The organism is Sphingobacterium sp. 1.A.4, assembly GCF_002734245.1.
Lineage (GTDB): Bacteria > Bacteroidota > Bacteroidia > Sphingobacteriales > Sphingobacteriaceae > Sphingobacterium > Sphingobacterium tenebrionis.
Genome location: NZ_PEAZ01000128.1, coordinates 1 through 18,886, shown reverse-complemented (window position 1 = coordinate 18,886; position 18,886 = coordinate 1). Strand labels below are relative to the sequence as shown.

The following is an 18,886-nucleotide window of genomic DNA, read 5'->3' as shown; positions in this document are numbered from 1 at the left end:
CAACAATACATACATATTAACATAGAATTGGCACATGCTGAATAAATATTTCACCCTACTTTTTTTAGTCCTTATCGGACTATCATCCTGTAAAAAGGATACGGATAAAATCCCATCTCCTGAAAAACCTCCTGTAAGCAACAACAGAACTACGGATGAGAAAGTGCGGGATAGTATCTATTTCTATTACAAATACCTTTCTTACTGGGAATCCAGCATTCCTGTGTATAACCCGATTTCGGACATCAGCGATAAATATACTAGCGGCGAAAGCTTGTTAAATCATTTAATGGGATTAACACCTGTTAAAAATGATTATGTATTTCATGGTCCTGGACAGAACATCGTTGAAAATTATACCGGTCCTTTGGATAGGTTCTCTTGGATCGAAGATATCAGTTCGACTTCTAGCAGAAGTGCCCGGGCAGATACATATGATGGTTTCGGGCTCTTTGTCGTTTTTGAAGGTGGAGATGCCAATTCAGCAGCCTATGTAGGCCTTTCAGAAGGTAATTCACCAGCCGACAAAGCGGGTATCAAGCGTGGAGATAAAATCATCAGAATAAATGGTGTGGAGGCATTGGGTAAAAACTTCAGATTAATTGAAGCGGAACTGAACAAAACCCAATTGGTATTGGATCTGGAAAGAGCCGGAGTTCCTTTCACTAAAACACTTACTTATGGTTCCTACGATATTTTCCCGGTGGTAAAAGACAGTGTTTATACCGTAAATGCTGATAAGGTTGGTTATTTCGCGTTATCATCCTTTGAAGAAATGACCAATGATGCTGGTCAATACACGGCCATGTATAATGCCATGAATGCAGCTTTCAATAAATTTAACCAACAGGCCATCAACAAGATTATTATCGATCTTCGATATAATACCGGTGGTTATGTCAGTACTGCTATATACTTGGCGAACAAAATCGTCAACAGCAATGGCGCAGGTAAATTGATGTTCAGCTACGATATCAACAAAAACCTGAAAGAAGAGAAGGCCAAAGGAAGTCGTGAATTTGATGATGTAATGTTCAATAATTCGGCGACAAATATTACCGATGTATATTTCTTGGTATCGGATTATACCGCATCAGCTTCAGAAATTGTAATTTCCGCGCTGAAACCCTATGCTAATGTGCGCCTTATTGGAGAACATGGAAGTACTTATGGCAAACCCGTTGGGTTTTTCCGTCAGGATATCCTAAACAAAGTTGGACTATGGGCAGCATCCTTCAAGATTGTAAACAGCGCAGGCTATACCGATTATTGGGATGGCATTCCAGCCGATAAACCAGGTGTATTTGACAATGTTCGCTTTGATTTTGGAGATCTTCGTGAGGATATGTTAGCTACGGCTATACAGCATATCCGTTCAGGTTCTTATACCTTATCAGGAAGCAGTGCCAAAGCAAGTAGCCGAACAGGTACAACCAGAACATCTTCTGCAGTTCCGGTTAATAAATTACGCGAGAGGAATATGATTAAGGATTAAGAATTAGTTATTTAATTCTTAACTTTACTGCATGGCAGGGAACAAACCAACAACGATTAAGGAAATTGCGCGAAAGTTGAAGATTTCACCTTCAACGGTTTCGCGCGCATTGAACGACCATCCGAGTATAGGCTTGGTCACGACCATGCGTGTAAAGAAAATGGCCGAGGAAATGGCTTACGAGCCTAACCAGACCGCTATCTTTTTCAAACAGCGTAAGACCTTTACCATCGGTGTTATTCTCCCGAAATTATCGGAACCTTTCTTTTCGGAGGCGATCAGTGCCATCGAAGATGTGGCGGATGAAAAGAAGTACACTGTACTATTAGGGCAATCCCTGGATGATGAAAACCGCGAAAGCCATATCATCCAGACCTTCAAAAAGCATCGTGTGGATGGTATTTTGATTTCCCTAGGGAAAAACACGGGAGATACCGACTTTGTGGATATCCTCTCCAAAACCGAAATCCCAGTAGTATTTTTTGATTGTGTTCCCGATCTGGATAACGTTCATAAAGTATATAGCGACCTTTCTTCCGGCATGATCGAGGCCATCGATGCCTTCGTAGAAAGAGGACATCGTAAGATTGCCTTGATCAATGGGCCAGAATCCCTACTCGCCTCCAAAGAACGTTCAGAAGCTTTTTTGAAAGCCCTTAAAAAACAAGGAATCACTTCGGATGAAAGCTATGTCGTCCATACCGATCTAACCGAAAAGGGTAATGAAGAAGCGATGGAAAAACTATGCTCCTTAGCCGACCGACCATCTGCCGTAGTCTCCTTCAATGATTTTGTAACCTTAGATCTGATCCGGTATGCGAAGCAGAAGGGCATTGTTTTGAATCAGGATATGTTCTTCATCTCCTACGCCAATTATCCATTATGGAAATACATGGACAATCCACCAATGGGAAGCATTGAACAATACCCGGATAAGCAGGCCCAGAAGGCTGCGGAAATCTTATTCGATTGCATCGATAAGAAAGAACATGTTGCAGAACCACAACATGTCGTTTTCCCATCGAAATTAGTAATGAAATAAGGCTTAGTTGATCTGAATGCTGTAGGTGATATCCACACCACCCTGAGCTAACATATCATGTACAGAGCAATATTTTTTCACGGCAAGTTCAGCTGCTTTTTGCGCTTTTGCTTCATCAATATCGCCTTTTAAACGGAATGCAATATGAATTTTCGTGAAGATATTAGGTATTTCTTCCCGACGGTCTCCTGTTACTTCCACTTGAATATCCTGCAGATCCTGACGTTGTTTTTGGAGGATGGTAGTCAAATCGAATACACTACAAGAACCCAAAGCCATCAGCACCAATTCCATAGGTCTGACACCTTTTCCTTCGCCGCCGATGGAATCTGGCCCATCAATATTTACTTTCACGGATGACAACTCGCTGGATGCTTCGAAATGAACCGCATCGTTCTGTCTTGATAAATGTACTTTCATTGTTTTTTAATCTCTATGCTTATACAAATTTAGCAAAAAAACAAGGCAATTATCGAAATAATATCTTGCCCCTTCCGAATAAATAACCTATTTTTACAGCAAATTTTTTTATCAATGAACATTCACGAATATCAAGGAAAAGAAATACTTAAGAGTTTCGGAGTAAGAGTACAAGAAGGTATTGTTGCTGAAACCCCAGAGCAGGCTGTTGAAGCTGCTAAGAGAATGAAAGAAGAATTCAACTCGGATTGGGTTGTGGTAAAAGCACAGATCCATGCGGGTGGCCGTGGTAAAGGTGGTGGTGTGAAATTAGCAAAAAACCATGATGAAGTATTGCAACGCGCAACAGACATCATCGGTATGCAATTGGTTACTCCACAGACTGGTCCAGAAGGTAAAAAAGTTAACAAGGTTTTGATTGCACAGGATGTTTACTACCCTGGCGAAAGCGAAACAAAAGAATTCTACATGTCTGTATTGTTAGACCGTGCAACTGGTCGTAACATCATTATGTACTCTACTGAAGGTGGTATGGACATCGAGGAAGTAGCTGAGAAAACTCCTCACTTAATTTTCAAAGAAGAAATCGATCCTAAAGTTGGTCTTCAAGGTTTCCAAGCACGTAAAATTGCTTTCAACCTAGGATTAACTGGTGCTGCACATAAAGATATGGTGAAGTTCGTAGCTGCATTATACAAAGCATACGATTCTATTGATGCTTCTATGTTCGAGATCAACCCGGTATTAAAAACATCTGATGATAAGATCATGGCAGTTGATGCTAAGGTGAACTTAGATGAGAACGCATTATACCGTCATGCTGACATCGCTGCTATGCGTGATGTTACGGAAGAAGATCCAACTGAAGTTGAAGCGGGTGAATCAAACCTTAACTACGTTAAATTAGATGGTAATGTAGGTTGTATGGTAAATGGTGCTGGTTTAGCGATGGCTACCATGGATATCATTAAGATTGCTGGTGGTGAGCCTGCAAACTTCTTGGACGTTGGTGGTACTGCAAATGCAGAAACAGTGAAAGCTGGTTTCAACATCATCTTAAAAGACCCTAACGTAAAAGCAATCTTGATCAACATCTTCGGAGGTATCGTTCGTTGTGACCGTGTAGCGCAAGGTGTTATCGACGCTTACAATGAAATCGGAAATATCCCAGTTCCTATTATCGTACGTCTTCAAGGTACAAACGCTAAAGAAGCGAAAGAATTGATCGACAAATCTGGTCTTCAGGTATACTCAGCGATCTTATTGAAAGAAGCTGCTGAATTAGTAACTAAAGTATTGGAAGAAGGTAAATAATCTCCTTCTAAAAGATAATGAATGGCCTTCCTTTGGGAGGCCATTTCTTTTAATACTAATTCGTAAATAGTACCTTTGTTAAAATAAAAAACATTAAGAAATGACAACAACTACTTCGGATATTTCACGTAAGAAATCAGCGGAATTATTTGAGAAGGCAAAAGCATATTTCCCGGGAGGGGTAAACTCTCCTGTTCGCGCCTTTAAATCTGTTTATGGAACTCCCCTATTCATTGAGCGTGGAGACCAGGCACATTTATGGGATGCCGATGGCAATGAATTTATCGATTACTGTTGTTCTTGGGGGCCATTGATCTTAGGACATAACAACGCCAAGATTCGAGAAGCGGTACAGGAACAATTGGGCAAAGGCTTGAGTTTTGGTGCTCCAACGGAATTGGAAAACCACTTGGCCGAACTTATCCTCAACAACAACAAAAAGATTGAAAAAATACGTTTTGTAAGTTCTGGAACGGAAGCGGTGATGTCGGCTATTCGTTTGGCAAGAGGCTATACCAAAAGAGATAAGATCGTGAAGTTTGAAGGTTGCTATCATGGCCATTCCGATTCCTTATTGGTGAAGGCGGGATCCGGTCTGGTAACCTTTGGAGAAACCTCTTCTGCAGGTGTTCCGAAAGCGTTTGCGGATGAGACGATCGTTATTGCATTGAACGATAAAGAGGCTTTGGAAAAGGTTTTTGCGGATTTCAAAGATCAGATCGCTGCAGTGATCATCGAAGGAGTACCCGCGAACAATGGCTTATTGATCCAGGATAAGGATTATATCCACTTCCTACGTGATATTACCAAAGAAAATGGATCATTATTGATCTTTGATGAAGTGATAACCGGATTCCGTTTGGGATTCGAAGGGGCTTCGAAATATTACGACATCCAACCTGACATCCTAACTTATGGTAAGATTATCGGTGGCGGGATGCCTGTAGGTGCCTATGGCGCATCAAAAGAAATCATGGGATGCATCTCTCCTGATGGAGCCGTTTATCAGGCAGGTACGCTTTCTGGAAATCCGGTAGCTATGGCGGCTGGAATTGCCGCATTATCCATTCTGGCAGCTCCTGGATTCTATGAAAAGCTGGAAGCGACCACTCAAAAGTTTGTGGAGGAAATCCGTGCTTATATCCAAGAAAAAAAATATGTGGTCAACATCATTACGATCGGATCTATTTTCTGGTTTGCATTTTCTGAAAACGATAAAATCCAACGTGCGGATGAAATTGATCCTGCTTCCATGGATAAATATAAGGTAATGCACCGAGAGCTTTTGAACCGTGGTATTTATTTTGGCCCTTCTGGATATGAAGTGGGCTTTATTTCGGCAGCACACACAGAAGATGACTTAAATCAGACATTAGTTGCTATAAAAGCGGCTTTAGACGTCGTATTTCAATAAAAAACAAACTATCTTGGATTCAAATTGTTATCATATTATCAATTCGACTAAATATAAAAAAATGAAAACATTAAAATCAGCATTGGCAGTAGTTACAGCAACAGTATTATTGGCTTCATGTAACACTCCAACCAAAAACAAGGATGGCGAAGTTAGAGACACCACTGCATTAGCAGATTCTGTTGGTGCAATTGCCGTAAATCCACTTCCTCATGCTAAGGATTTTCCAGGTGCGACATTGAAAGTTACCGAATTAACATCAGAGAAATTAGGTGCCGATTCAGCGAAGATCACTGTAAAATACGGTGTGTCAAACTTTAACTTGACTGAACAGACTGAGCATACCCATCATATGGCGAATTCCCATGATGGTCAACATATCCATTTTATCTTAGATAATAAGCCTTATGTTGCTTTGTATAAACCAGAACATACGTTTACAGTTCCTGTAAACTCTGAGCATTATTTATTGTCGTTCTTGTCACGTTCATTCCATGAGTCGATCAAGACTGCAGATGCTTCGAAATTGATCAAGTTCAAAGTAGAAGCTGATGGAAAGATCACCGAACTTCCTCAACCAACTGAACCATCGGTATTCTATAGCCGTCCGAAAGGCGATTATAAAGGCGATGAGACTAATGTATTGCTGTTGGACTTCTTTGTATCTAATACTACATTAGGAGCGGATGCAAACAAGGTAAAAGCGACTATCAATGGTCAAGAGTTCATGTTGGATCAATGGGTTCCTTATGAAGTATTGAACTTACCTAAAGGCGAAGCAACTGTAGTTCTTACCTTGGTAGATAAAGATGGAAATGCAGTAACAGGTGATAACGTTTCTGTTGAAAGAAAAGTTAATTTGTTGGAGAAATAGATAGTAATATCTATTAGACATTAGATAATAGATATTAGATAATAGACTTTTGACAAGTGTGCTAAAATTGTTCATTGATTAATGAACGTGTTTTAGTTTAAATAGAAAGCCTGGGAGAATTGATCTTCCAGGCTTTTTTATTGTTTTGTTTGTTTACTGTTTTCGGATTTTTATTTCTTTTGTTCAACCCCGTCATTGCGAGGAGCTTTGCCGTCATTGCGAGGAGGTACGAGGAAGCAATCTTTGGACTTTGTCACCCTGAGCGCAGTCTTTGTCATCCTGAGCGTAATCTTTGTCATCCTGAGCGCAGTCGAAGAATCTATACAGTTACTAACGAACAGATGCTTCGACTACGCTCAGCATGACATGCGGGAAGATTGCTTCGTTCCTCGCAATGACGGATGAAGTCTATCATCTAACGTCTAACATCTATAATCTACCTCCCTAGAATCCCACCGACTTCAAATTCAAGCCAGCTCTTTCATCCAAACCAAACATCAAGTTCATGTTCTGAACAGCTTGGCCGGATGCGCCTTTCAGCAAGTTATCCGTTGCGTTTAAGATCAATAATTTATTGCCATGCTTCTCCAGATGCATGATACTTTTATTGGTATTCACGACCTGTTTCAGGTCAATGTTAGCTTTTGAAACATGTGTAAATGGATGCGCTGCATAAAAATCCTCATACAACTCATAGGCTTCTTCCTCCGAAAGATCAACATCTACATAAATAGCAGAGAAAATTCCTCTTGCAAAATCTCCGCGTTGCGGAATAAAATTAATCCTACTTGCTGCACGTTCTAACAAAGAACCTTCAGCAGCTGCCAATGGTCCATCACCTTCCGGTAAAAAGCCAGGCTGCAATTGATCAAGTGATTCCGAGATCTCCTGCAGATGTTGGTGTTCGAAAGATTTATAGGCTGAAAGGTTATTGTTCCTCCAGGAGAAATGGGTAGTTGCTGATGGCTTCTGCCCAGCCCCAGTAGAACCCGTTGTGGCATTCACATGGATCTCACCTTTCAATAATCCTTTTGAAGCCAATGGCAATAATGCCAATTGGATATTGGTAGCAAAGCAACCCGGATTAGCAATGTATTGAGCCGATTTTATCGCTTCCTTATTCAATTCCGGCAAACCATACACAAACTGTGCGCCTTGATAAGCCGTATTTGCCCGTAAGCGGTAATCCTGAGAAAGATCAATGATCTTTACCCTTGGATCCACAGGATTCGCATCCAAGAACTTCTTGGCATCTCCATGGCCCACACAAAGGAACAGGACATCCACATCACTGTGAAAATCGGACGAGAAGGTCAATTCCGTATCGCCAAAAAGATCGTTATGAACATCGGCCAATTTATTACCGGCATTCGAAGCCGAATTGGCAAATACAATATCCACCTGTGGATGGAATATCAAAATACGCAGGAGCTCACCTCCCGTGTATCCTGCCGAACCAATAATTCCTACCCTGATCTTTTCCATTTTTCCTCGCTGTTTCCTTAAAATTCCTTGTTGTTTACTTATGTTATCCTTTGCTGTTTACTTTATGCCAGATGATGGTTTGGTTACCAAAAATCTTGGAAAACCCTTTCACATCATCCCCAGTATATCCTTTATTCATTTCCCCATAGCTTCCAAATTTATTGGACATCAAGTCATGCTCCGATTCGACACCCAAAATAACAAAGCGGTAAGGGTGTAATTCTACAAAAACACGACCTGTTACCGTTTCTTGAGAACTTTGCAAGAAAGCCTCCATATCACGCATTACAGGATCATGCATTTGGCCTTCATGCATATAATTCCCATAAAAACCAGCCAATTGGTCTTTCCAAGACAATTGCCATTTGGTCAAAGTATGTTTTTCTAAAGTATGATGCGCTTTGATCAAGATCAATGGACCAGCAGCCTCAAATCCTACACGGCCTTTGATACCGATAATGGTATCTCCAACGTGGATATCGCGGCCGATTCCATAAGGTTGAGCCAAAGCCTGTATTTCTTGTATTACTTTTACAGCGCCAATTTTATTGCCATTCAAACCAACAGGCTCACCTTTTTCAAAGTCGATGCTAACCTGCATTGGCTCGGTTGAAGTAACAGGGGTTGGCCATGCCGCTTCTGGTAGGTATTGGTTGGAAGTCAACGTCTCCGCACCTCCTACAGATGTACCCCACAAGCCTTTATTAATAGAATATTTTGCTTTTTCTGCCGAATATTCCACACCATGCTTATTCAAATATTCAATTTCATCCTCGCGAGATAACTGAAGATCACGGATTGGCGTGATAATCTCCACTCCGGGAATCAAGGTCTGGAAGATCATATCAAAACGTACCTGATCATTTCCTGCTCCGGTTGAACCGTGAGCAACACATTCAGCACCGATCTTCTTCGCGTAATTGGCAATTGCTGTTGCCTGGCTAACACGCTCCGCAGACACCGAAAGTGGATAGGTCGCATTCTTCAGTACATTACCAAAAATTAGATACTTAATCGTTCCACGGTAATAGTCTTCAGTTTCATCAATGGTCGTATGGGATTTCACGCCTAACTCGTACGCCCTATTTTCAATTGTCTTTAATTCCTCATCCGAAAAACCACCGGTATTAACGATGACAGAATGAACTTCCAAACCTAGGTCACGAGAAAGATAGATACAACAGAAGGAAGTATCCAACCCACCACTAAATGCTAAAACTACTTTTTTCATTTTATAACGATTAATATGCTGATAATAACAAAAATAACAATTTAAAAACCTTTTACAGGTTTAACGCCTACCGGAAACACAGTTGCTACCATTTTTTTGGTTGACTTCCATAGCTTCGCTTCAATACGTTTCAATAAAGACTGTTTCTTGGAGATACGGTCCAAACGTTCTTTAGCTTCCGCTTTACGCTGGATCTTTTCCTTAAGCTCTTTTTCTTTTTCCACTGGATCCCAAAGCATGGCGGTACACATGCAGTTCTTACGGTCTTTCGCCATCAGAATATCGTAATTCACACAAGATTGACATCCTTTCCAGAATTCTTCATCTTGGGTCAATTCCGAATAAGTCACCGGTTCGTAACCCAGGTCCGAGTTGATTTTCATGACTGCCAGTCCGGTAGTCAGACCAAAGATCTTTGCCTTCGGATATTTTTCATGCGATAATTCAAAGACCCTTTTTTTGATGGCTTTTGCAAGACCCACCTTACGGAAAATAGGATTGACGATCAGGCCAGAGTTGGCCACATAGTCCCCATGGCTCCAGGTCTCGATATAACAGAAACCTGCCCAGGTACCGTCCTTGTGCAAAGCGATCACTGCCTTCCCTTCCTCCATCTTTCTGGCCACGTATTCGGGTTTACGACGTGCAATACCTGTACCACGAGCCTTTGCAGACTCAAACATTTCGTCACAGATAACCTCAGCATAACCAATATGATCTGCTGTAGCGGGAATAATCAAAAAATCTGAAAGTGTCATTTAAATTTATCGACCTAAAATGTAAATACCGAAGTATTTGGATTATCTAATCTTACTCTAACCATCTTCCATCGAGCTTGATGGAAAATCAATATGGGAAATTTGCCTGCCTCGTAAATCAAGCTCGAGGCAGAATAGGTCGTCGGAATCGAAGTATTGGACAATTAAATGATCGAACATGCACATAGGAAACCTGAACAAGCTTGTAGAAAGCTTGGCCAAATAATCCCAAAAATGTTCTGTTACAAATCATCGTTTTATATCCTGTGATCAGACTGCGCAAAAGTAAACAATTATTTTTTTCTTTTATGCAATATCAATGTAGTTTTTTTACATAAAAAATTACATCTATTCTACTTATTTGCAATCCTTTCAATTAGACCACTACATTATTGAAACGTTTAAAATCTTTCATTGTTTTGTAAGATTTTGGGAGATTGGCGGGAGAATGGTGGGAGATTGGTAGGGATATGCTCCAAACCGTAAATATTTCCTTAGTTTTGCAGAAATATTTAAATATCATGGTTGGTCCAAGTATTATTTTCTATATCCTTTTCGTGATTCCTTATGTGTATTTTATGTACTGGCTGGTTAAGCAGGACAAGAAAAAGCACATGTGGGGGATATTGGCGGTTACGGTGATTGCGATTGCTGGGGTATTGGTGTCGCAGACAGCAAGTAAGGTTGCGATGGAAAATTATAAGCAGCATCAGGTTGATGCGAGGGAGCAGGAAAATGAGGCGAGAGAGCAGGAGGTTCAATTGCAAGCGGACAGCTTGAAAAATAAGAAATAAGGTTTACGTCATTGCGAGGCTTCGCCATTGTAAACTTCGCGTCATTGCGAGGAACGAAGCAATCTTTAGCCATGTCATGGTGAGCGAAGTCGAACCATCTGTTCGTACATAACCATACGTACAGATCCTTCGACTGCGCTCAGGATGACATGGGGCGCCAGCATATCCAAAGATTGCTTCGTCGTACCTCCTCGCAATGACGCGAAGGTATCACTCACGCGAAGATTTCGAATTCCCAACTCCGAAATCCCCACTTCGAATTCCCTACTCCCTTATCCCTTCCAGCTTAAACAAGAAAGCATAATTCAGCGCTACATCCTTCAAGTAATCAAACCTTCCAGAAGCGCCGCCATGCCCATAATCCATATCCGTTTTCAACAAAATCACATTACTTCCTTTTTTGGTAGCCCTTAATTTCGCCACCCATTTCGCCGGTTCAAAATACTGCACCTGCGAATCATGCAAGCCCGTTGTCACCAACAGATTCGGATATTCCTTCGCTTCGATATTCTCATAAGGCGAATACGATTTCATATAATCATATGCTTCTTTCTGGTTCGGGTTCCCCCATTCATCATACTCATTGGTCGTCAATGGAATCGTTTCATCCAACATGGTGTTCACCACATCCACAAAAGGAACCTGCGCAATAATACCGTTCCAAAGTTCCGGTGCCATATTGATAATTGCACCCATCAATAATCCACCGGCACTACCGCCCTGCGCATACAAATGGTCTTTCGACGTATATTTCTGATCCACCAAGAACTGGCCACAATCGATGAAATCCGTAAAGGTATTCTTCTTTTTCATCATCTTACCGTCCTCATACCATTGTCTTCCCATTTCCTCTCCCCCACGGATATGCGCGATGGCAAAAATAAAACCCCGATCCAATAAACTCAAACGGGTCGAACTGAAGGTCGGATCCATTGAACTTCCGTATGATCCATACGCATACAACAATAAAGGCGCCTTCCCATCCTTCTTCGTTCCCTTCTTATAAACGATCGAAATCGGAACTTCCACACCATCCCTTACCTTAGCCATTATCCTTTCGGTGGTATATTGGTTGGCATCATATCCTCCCAAAACCTCCTGTTGCTTCAACAAGGTCTTATCCTTGGTCTTCATGTTGTAATCATAGGTGGAAGATGGGGTAACCATCGAGGTATAGCCATATCGAACCACATCCGTATGGTATTCCGGATTGGCACTGGAATATACCGTATAGGCTGCTTCGCCAAAATCCATGTAATGTTGGCTGTTATCTTTTAGATTACGGATCGCCAGGTTGGTCAACCCATTCTTGCGTTCAGAAACCACCAAGAAATTCTCAAATTCATCCAAGCCCTCGATCAGCACATCCTTTCTATGCGGGATGTATTCCTTCCAGTTTTCCTTTCCGGTCTTATCCAAAGGCGTTTCCATCACCTTGAAGTTCTGGGCACCATCATTCGTTTGAATCAGGAAACGATCCGCTAATGGCGTTACAGAGTACAGCACATTCTTCATCCTCGGCTGGAACACCTTAAAGGTTCCGTTCGGATCATCCGAACGCAGGTATAAGGTTTCCGAACTCAATGTACCTCCCGATTGGATGAAAATATACTGATCATTCTTGGATTTCCATACCCCAATATAATTGGTGTTATCCTTTTCATCATAAACGGTCGCATCGGTCTTGGAATCGGTTCCCAAGGTATGACGCTTAATCTTTTCACTCAATAAAGTCACCGGATTTTTAGCCGTGTAGAAAAGGGTCTTGTTATCATTCGCCCAGATCGCAGAACCAGAAGTCCGCGCGATCCTGTCCTTTAATATCTCCCCTGTTTCCAGGTTTTTGATGTAGATCACATATTCCCGACGGGATACCGTATCCACCCCATAAGCAACCATTTTATTATCCGGACTTACCGAAACACCACCCAAGGAGTAATAAGGAAATCCTTCGGCCATTTTATCCACATCCAAAAGCACCTCCTCAGGAGCTTGAAGATTACCTTTCTTCCGACATACCTTGTAATATTGCTTCCCTTCTTCGGTACGTTGGTAATAATAATAGCCATTTTTCAGATAGGGAACACTTTCATCCGTTTCCTTGATCCTGCTCTTCATCTCCTTGAAAAGCACATCCTGAAAACCTTCCGTGTCCTGCATCATCGCCTTGGTATAATTATTTTCCGCTTCCAGGTAAGAAACAACTTTTGAAGAGTCTGGGCCCTTCTTAAAATAATCATTCATCCAATAGTAAGGATCCTGAACGGTATCGCCATGGATTATACGTTGGAATGCTTTTAATTCCGCAATGGGAGCTGTGGCCTCTGGCCAAATTATAGGGTCTTTTTTCACGCTTGTCTCTTGTGAACATGATGAAATAATCATCGATAGTATTAAACCAAAAACAATTTTTTCTTTCATATATTTAAATTTAATAATGGTCTTAGTTGGGATTAAATTTAGCAATAATATCTAGTTTTTAGATTAATTAACAGATGAATATCCCATAAAACATTAATTTTGGAAAATTATAATCTTAATAAATATGTTAAAAACAAATAAATTGTTGTGCTATCTCGCTTTAGGTATCCTACCTTTCTATAGCGTTGCCCAAGAAAAAGATAAAGCTCCGGCCAATTGGTTCAATTTGGATCACCAAAAAGATGGAGCGATGGGAATCAGCACAGACAAAGCCTACGAATTATTAAAGGGCCGTAAAGCTAGCCCGGTAATCGTGGCCGTATTGGATGGTGGCGTGGATATCCATCATGAAGATTTAAAAGATGTGCTTTGGAAGAATAAAAAGGAAATCCCTGGAAATGGTAAGGATGATGATGGCAATGGCTATATCGATGATGTATATGGTTGGAATTTCCTTGGGAATGCCAAAGGTGAAAACGTGGACCACGATAACCTGGAAGTGACCCGTTTGATCCGGATCTATGAACCTAAATACATTTCTGTCCTTCCTTCTACACCACTTTCCGAAAAAGAAAGAAGAGAATTTGTCGCTTATCAAAAAATGGTGACCGATTATACTTCTAAAATGGATGAGGCAGCCTTCGGTAAACAGAACTATGTGCGTATCAAAGAAAGCTTGGAAGCCATTGTAAAAGGTATCGGAAAGGACCCTAAGGCTATTACGGCAGCGGATCTGGATGCATTCCCTAACCCAAACAACAACCAAAAGAATATCATCCGAATCGCTAAAAAGGAAATGGAAAAAGGAAGCTTTGAAAAATTCTTTGAGGACATCAAAGAAGGTGCTACCTATTTCAGCGATCAGGTAGATTACCACTTGAACAAAAGTTTCGACCCGCGTCCGTTGATTGGCGATACGTACGATGATGCATCGGAACGTCATTATGGAAATGCAGATGTAAAAGGTCCTGATGCCGACCATGGTACCCACGTAGCAGGGATCATCGGCGCCAAACGCAAAAACAACCTGGGTATCGATGGCGTGTCCGATCAGGTACAGATCATGTCGGTTCGTGTGGTTCCCAATGGTGATGAAAGAGATAAGGACGTAGCCAATGCCATCCGTTATGCGGTAGATAATGGCGCAAAGGTGATCAATATGAGTTTCGGAAAAGGTTATGTCTACAACAAAAAAACATTAGATGAAGCCCTTAAATATGCCGAATCGAAGGATGTCCTTTTGGTTCATGCCGCTGGTAATGATTCCAAGAATGTCGATGTAGAGAAAAATTACCCCATGAAATATTTTACGGATAGCGTGGATGCGATCATCGGTGAAGCTAAAAACTGGATCACGGTTGGCGCCACAGCTTGGAAAGTAGATGCCGACCTATTGGCAGAATTCTCCAACTACGGATACCGTAGCGTAGATGTATTTGCTCCAGGGGTGAAAATCTATTCGACCATGCCGGAAAGCAAATACAAAGATATGGATGGAACCAGTATGGCTGCTCCAGTGGTATCAGGATTAGCTGCCTTGATCCGTGCATATTACCCAAGCTTTACAGCAGAAGAAGTAAAACAAGTGATCATGAACTCGGTGACCAAGATCGACCAAAAGGTAAAAGTAAAGGGAGAATCTGGAAACAAACGTGTTTACTTGGATGAAATTTCCGTTAGCGGTGGTGTGGTGAATGCTTATAAGGCCATTGTAGAGGCTGATAAGCTACTTTCCAAGAAAAAGTAAAAAAATGTTAAATTTTTCACAATATTGATAAGTATCTTGCGTTAACTATATAAAACAAAGATGCTTATGGTTGAAAATTCTACTAAAACAAATGAATTAAACTACGAAGAACAATTCTCGAATACAGTAGAGAATAATGAAGTTGAAGTATCATTCGAGGATAAGATTAAAGGTTGCATTTCGAAACTATCAAAAAATCCAGAAGATAAAACAATAGCAAATATACTCAACTATTCAAAGTCACTTCGTAATTTATAAAACATAGCCACTCAGACAGCGGAGTGGCTATGTTCCTTTTTAGTATATTTGTACATGCTAAAAAAAGATAGATATAAGGCATTCGTCGAATACTTCTCTACCCATAATCCCGATGCACAGACTGAATTGAACTACTGCAACCCTTATGAGTTGTTGGTCGCTGTTATTCTCTCTGCACAATGTACGGATAAACGCATCAACCAAGTTACCCCTGCCCTTTTCGAACGCTTCCCTGAACCGGAATCTTTAGCCGCCAGTTCCGTGGAAGAGATTTTTTCCTATATCCGTTCCGTGAGCTATCCGAACAATAAAGCAAAGCATCTGTTGGGTATGGCTCAAAAACTGGTAGCGGAATTCGATTCTACCGTACCGGAGAAAATCGAGGATCTGGTCAAATTACCGGGAGTTGGTCGTAAAACGGCTAATGTCATATCTTCTGTTGTTTACCATAATCCGGCGATGGCGGTGGATACGCATGTATTCCGGGTCAGCAATCGCTTGGGACTTACCAGCCGGGCAACTACCCCATTGGCCGTCGAGAAACAACTCATCAAATACCTGCCGAAGGATACCATCGCTATTGCGCATCATTGGTTAATCTTGCATGGGCGATATATCTGCGTGGCCAGAAAGCCGAAATGCGAAATCTGTCCCATTACCTACTTCTGTAAATACTTTGAACAGAAATATAAGGCCAAACTGGTAGAAAAAACTTAACCAATATTTATCTTTAAACTAACTTTAACTGCTATTAAACATCTTATTTTTAAATAAATACAATATTTAAACTAATTTTTTTAGTAAATAATTTGCAGTTATCTAAACAATACGTTATTTTTGATCTTAATATACTAAAAATATGAGCAACTCAGACAAATTAAAAGCTTTACAGCTTACCTTAGATAAACTAGAGAAATCCTACGGAAAGGGAACCATCATGAAATTGGGAGATTCTGCCGTAGAACCGATCGAAGCTATTTCTACCGGTTCTTTGGGATTGGACATCGCCTTAGGTATTGGTGGAGTTCCAAAAGGTCGTATCATTGAAATCTACGGTCCTGAATCCTCCGGTAAAACCACGTTAGCTACACATATTGTTGCTGAGGCTCAGAAAAAAGGGGGTATCGCTGCCATCATTGATGCGGAACATGCCTTTGATAAATACTATGCCCAAAAACTGGGGGTAGATATCGAGAACCTGTTGATCTCACAACCAGATAATGGTGAACAGGCATTGGAAATTGCCGATAACCTGATCCGTTCAGGAGCGATCGATGTGATTGTGATCGACTCCGTAGCCGCTTTGGTACCTAAGGGAGAGATCGAAGGCGAAATGGGAGAATCTAAAATGGGTCTTCAGGCGCGTTTGATGTCCCAAGCCTTACGTAAATTAACCGGAACGATTGCCAAAACAAACTGTTGTTGTATTTTCATCAACCAATTACGGGAAAAAATTGGGGTGATGTTCGGAAACCCAGAAACGACAACTGGTGGTAATGCATTGAAATTCTATGCTTCTGTACGTTTGGATATCCGCCGTACTTCGCAGATCAAAGATTCGGATGAGGTAGCAGGTAACCGCGTAAAAGTAAAGATCGTTAAAAATAAAGTTGCTCCTCCATTCCGAGTGGCAGAATTTGACATCATGTTCGGTGAAGGTATTTCCAAAGTTGGGGAGATCATCGATTTAGGTGTGGAATATAACATCATCAAGAAATCAGGCTCATGGTTCAGCTATGGGGACACCAAATTGGGACAAGGTCGTGACGCCGTGAAATCCCTATTATTCGACAATCCGGATCTGATGGATGAACTAGAGGCTAAGATCCGTGCGGAGGTTACTGGACAGGATCTTGACCAAGCCATTGTGAAAGAAGAAGAATAGTTAATAGAAGAAGAATAGTTTAACAAATACCCGAATGGGGCAAATGGGCAATCCGCAAACGATTGCCCATTTTTTATTCATCGCATTCTTGTTACAACCAAAACAGTTTCCTTATGTTTAAAAGGCTTAATTTTAAGGTATTAATTGATCATCAACCCATACTTAAATAATGAGCTTTAATAGAAGAAATTTCCTAAAAGGACTAGGCCTGATGGGCTTAAGTGCAAGCATCCCTGCGCATGCCAAGCAGGAAAACCTTTCCTCCAGTTTCTTGGACAGTGCAGATCAAGCGCAAAGCTTTGATTTCGCAACAGCGCCATACCTACAGAACCTGACTGACCGTGAAGTCAGCATCTGTTGTATTTTTAATAAACCTTGTATTGCCTGGGTGGAAGTGTTGGATAATAACAAGGCTATAGTCGAAACGATTTACCAGGTTGAAGATGGGATGCGGAATGCGAATACCGATCTCTTTAAGTTTCGGGTGAAACGGAATGGACCAAGCTTGACCTATCGGGTAGCCGCTAAGGAAATCACCCGTTTTGAGGCGTATAAGATTGAGTATGGTCAGGCTATAAAATCCAAGGAGATTACTGCTAATCTGGCTTCCAGTAATCAGGATAGTGTCCACGCCTTGATTTTGAATGATATCCATGAGAATAGAAATTCTTATGGCGTATTGTATAAAAAAAGCGGACTTCCTAAAAAGGATTTGGTGTTTTTGAATGGCGATTCTTTCCATTATGTGAATAATCAGAAAGACCTTACGGATAAGTTATTGAAACCGGTAAGTGCTGAATTTGCTGGGCAAACGCCTATGGTGATGGTGCGAGGAAACCATGAGACCCGAGGAGCTTTTGCGAGGTCTTATAAGCCCTATTTTGAATATCCGGAGGGTAAGTTCTATCATGCATTTAAGATGGGACCGGTGTATTGGGTGGTATTGGATAGTGGCGAGGATAAACCGGATAGCCATGAGGTTTATGCAGGTGCGGTGGATTACGATGGATATCGATTGGAACAGAAGGCTTGGTTGGAAGGGGTATTGAAATCGAAGGAAAGGAAATCAGCTAGGCATACTATTGTGGTGACGCATATTCCATTTCATCATTCGGATGAGTGGCATGGGACAAAGCATAATAAGGAATGTTTCCATGAGGTATTGCAGAGGAATAAGGTGGATGCTGTTATTTCAGGACATACGCATAGGCATGGTTTTCATGAGCCTAATAATGAGCATAGTTATTATGTGATTATTGGTGGGGGTCCGAAGGAAGGTGAACGGACGTTTATTGATGTGAGTGCGGAAGGAAAAATGTTGGAGGTGTCGTTGGTTAAGGAGACTGGGGAGGTGTTAGGAACTTTTGGTAAGGGGAAAGGTTAGGAACTTTTGGCAAGGGCAAGGTTTAGCGTCATTGCGAGGAAATTTCACGTCATTGCGAGGCTTATCGTCATCGTAAGTTTGTAAGTAAGTTATAGGAATTAAAGAGACAGAATATAATTTTGTATTTCATTTAGGATACAGCGAGAGAGGGAGTAAGATTTTTAATCGTCATTGGTCCTTGAGAGACCCTTCGCAATGTTAATCCCCCTCTCTTATTCCTATCATAAACTTGGACAGTTCATTAGGCCAGGAGCCTGTTTTTACGATTGATAAGTTATGATAAGAGCTGCTGTAATCCACAAATATGATATACAAATATGGTAACAGGTATTGATTGTTCAAAGGATTATTTTGACATTTCTGT

Annotated in this window: 15 protein-coding genes; 10 read left to right on the top strand and 5 right to left on the bottom strand. The window is 41.2% G+C overall.

Annotation, left to right across the window (positions count from 1 at the left end; genetic code table 11):
* The first annotated feature begins 34 nt into the window (after positions 1 to 34).
* On the top strand, positions 35 to 1,495 hold the full coding sequence (locus tag CRJ00_RS18185) for a S41 family peptidase (protein ID WP_099368146.1): 1,461 nt from the start codon (positions 35 to 37) through the stop codon (positions 1,493 to 1,495).
* 31 nt (positions 1,496 to 1,526) lie between these two features.
* On the top strand, positions 1,527 to 2,537 hold the full coding sequence (locus CRJ00_RS18180; RefSeq protein WP_099368145.1) for a LacI family DNA-binding transcriptional regulator: 1,011 nt from the start codon (positions 1,527 to 1,529) through the stop codon (positions 2,535 to 2,537).
* Positions 2,538 to 2,540: 3 nt separating this feature from the next.
* Here the strand turns inward: CRJ00_RS18180 and CRJ00_RS18175 are convergent, their stop codons facing one another.
* Positions 2,541 to 2,957 carry an OsmC family protein gene (locus tag CRJ00_RS18175; RefSeq protein ID WP_099368144.1) on the bottom strand — a complete coding sequence of 139 codons (417 nt, stop codon included), beginning with the start codon at positions 2,955 to 2,957 and terminating at the stop codon, positions 2,541 to 2,543.
* A gap of 114 nt (positions 2,958 to 3,071) precedes the next feature.
* Here CRJ00_RS18175 and sucC point away from each other — a divergent pair, with 114 nt between their 5' ends.
* From sucC to CRJ00_RS18160, 3 genes are all read left to right on the top strand, one after another.
* On the top strand, positions 3,072 to 4,271 hold the full coding sequence (sucC, locus tag CRJ00_RS18170) for an ADP-forming succinate--CoA ligase subunit beta (RefSeq protein ID WP_099368143.1): 1,200 nt from the start codon (positions 3,072 to 3,074) through the stop codon (positions 4,269 to 4,271).
* A gap of 100 nt (positions 4,272 to 4,371) precedes the next feature.
* Positions 4,372 to 5,685 (top strand): glutamate-1-semialdehyde 2,1-aminomutase, encoded by a 1,314-nt coding sequence (gene hemL / locus CRJ00_RS18165; protein WP_099368142.1) that lies wholly within the window; start codon positions 4,372 to 4,374, stop codon positions 5,683 to 5,685.
* Between the two features lie 61 nt (positions 5,686 to 5,746).
* Positions 5,747 to 6,559, top strand: a complete 813-nt coding sequence (locus CRJ00_RS18160) for a hypothetical protein (protein WP_099368141.1) — start codon at positions 5,747 to 5,749, stop codon at positions 6,557 to 6,559.
* Between the two features lie 444 nt (positions 6,560 to 7,003).
* Here CRJ00_RS18160 and argC read toward each other — a convergent pair whose 3' ends face one another.
* Genes argC through CRJ00_RS18145 form a run of 3 tightly spaced genes read right to left on the bottom strand, consistent with a single transcriptional unit; the run spans position 7,004 to position 10,033 of the window.
* Positions 7,004 to 8,044: an N-acetyl-gamma-glutamyl-phosphate reductase gene (gene argC, locus CRJ00_RS18155; protein ID WP_099368140.1), complete on the bottom strand. Its 1,041-nt coding sequence runs from the start codon at positions 8,042 to 8,044 to the stop codon at positions 7,004 to 7,006.
* A 43-nt stretch (positions 8,045 to 8,087) separates the two neighbouring features.
* Positions 8,088 to 9,275 (bottom strand): argininosuccinate synthase, encoded by a 1,188-nt coding sequence (gene argG, locus CRJ00_RS18150; RefSeq protein ID WP_099368139.1) that lies wholly within the window; start codon positions 9,273 to 9,275, stop codon positions 8,088 to 8,090.
* Positions 9,276 to 9,316: 41 nt separating this feature from the next.
* Positions 9,317 to 10,033, bottom strand: coding sequence for an N-acetyltransferase (locus tag CRJ00_RS18145; RefSeq protein WP_099368138.1), 717 nt, complete (start codon positions 10,031 to 10,033; stop codon positions 9,317 to 9,319).
* A 470-nt stretch (positions 10,034 to 10,503) separates the two neighbouring features.
* Here CRJ00_RS18145 and CRJ00_RS18920 point away from each other — a divergent pair, with 470 nt between their 5' ends.
* Positions 10,504 to 10,827 carry a hypothetical protein gene (locus tag CRJ00_RS18920; protein WP_180268539.1) on the top strand — a complete coding sequence of 108 codons (324 nt, stop codon included), beginning with the start codon at positions 10,504 to 10,506 and terminating at the stop codon, positions 10,825 to 10,827.
* Positions 10,828 to 11,091: 264 nt separating this feature from the next.
* Here the strand turns inward: CRJ00_RS18920 and CRJ00_RS18135 are convergent, their stop codons facing one another.
* Positions 11,092 to 13,248: a S9 family peptidase gene (locus CRJ00_RS18135; RefSeq protein ID WP_099368137.1), complete on the bottom strand. Its 2,157-nt coding sequence runs from the start codon at positions 13,246 to 13,248 to the stop codon at positions 11,092 to 11,094.
* Positions 13,249 to 13,372: 124 nt separating this feature from the next.
* Here CRJ00_RS18135 and CRJ00_RS18130 point away from each other — a divergent pair, with 124 nt between their 5' ends.
* The 4 genes from CRJ00_RS18130 to CRJ00_RS18110 all read left to right on the top strand — a co-directional run bounded on the left by CRJ00_RS18130 (position 13,373) and on the right by CRJ00_RS18110 (position 18,522).
* Positions 13,373 to 14,995, top strand: coding sequence for a S8 family peptidase (locus CRJ00_RS18130; RefSeq protein ID WP_099368136.1), 1,623 nt, complete (start codon positions 13,373 to 13,375; stop codon positions 14,993 to 14,995).
* Between the two features lie 312 nt (positions 14,996 to 15,307).
* Positions 15,308 to 15,970, top strand: a complete 663-nt coding sequence (nth, locus tag CRJ00_RS18120; protein ID WP_099368134.1) for an endonuclease III — start codon at positions 15,308 to 15,310, stop codon at positions 15,968 to 15,970.
* Between the two features lie 142 nt (positions 15,971 to 16,112).
* Positions 16,113 to 17,138 (top strand): recombinase RecA, encoded by a 1,026-nt coding sequence (recA, locus tag CRJ00_RS18115; protein WP_099368133.1) that lies wholly within the window; start codon positions 16,113 to 16,115, stop codon positions 17,136 to 17,138.
* A 169-nt stretch (positions 17,139 to 17,307) separates the two neighbouring features.
* Entirely contained in the window at positions 17,308 to 18,522 is a 1,215-nt protein-coding gene (locus CRJ00_RS18110; RefSeq protein WP_099368132.1) for a metallophosphoesterase family protein, read from the top strand.
* Positions 18,523 to 18,886 lie beyond the last annotated feature (364 nt).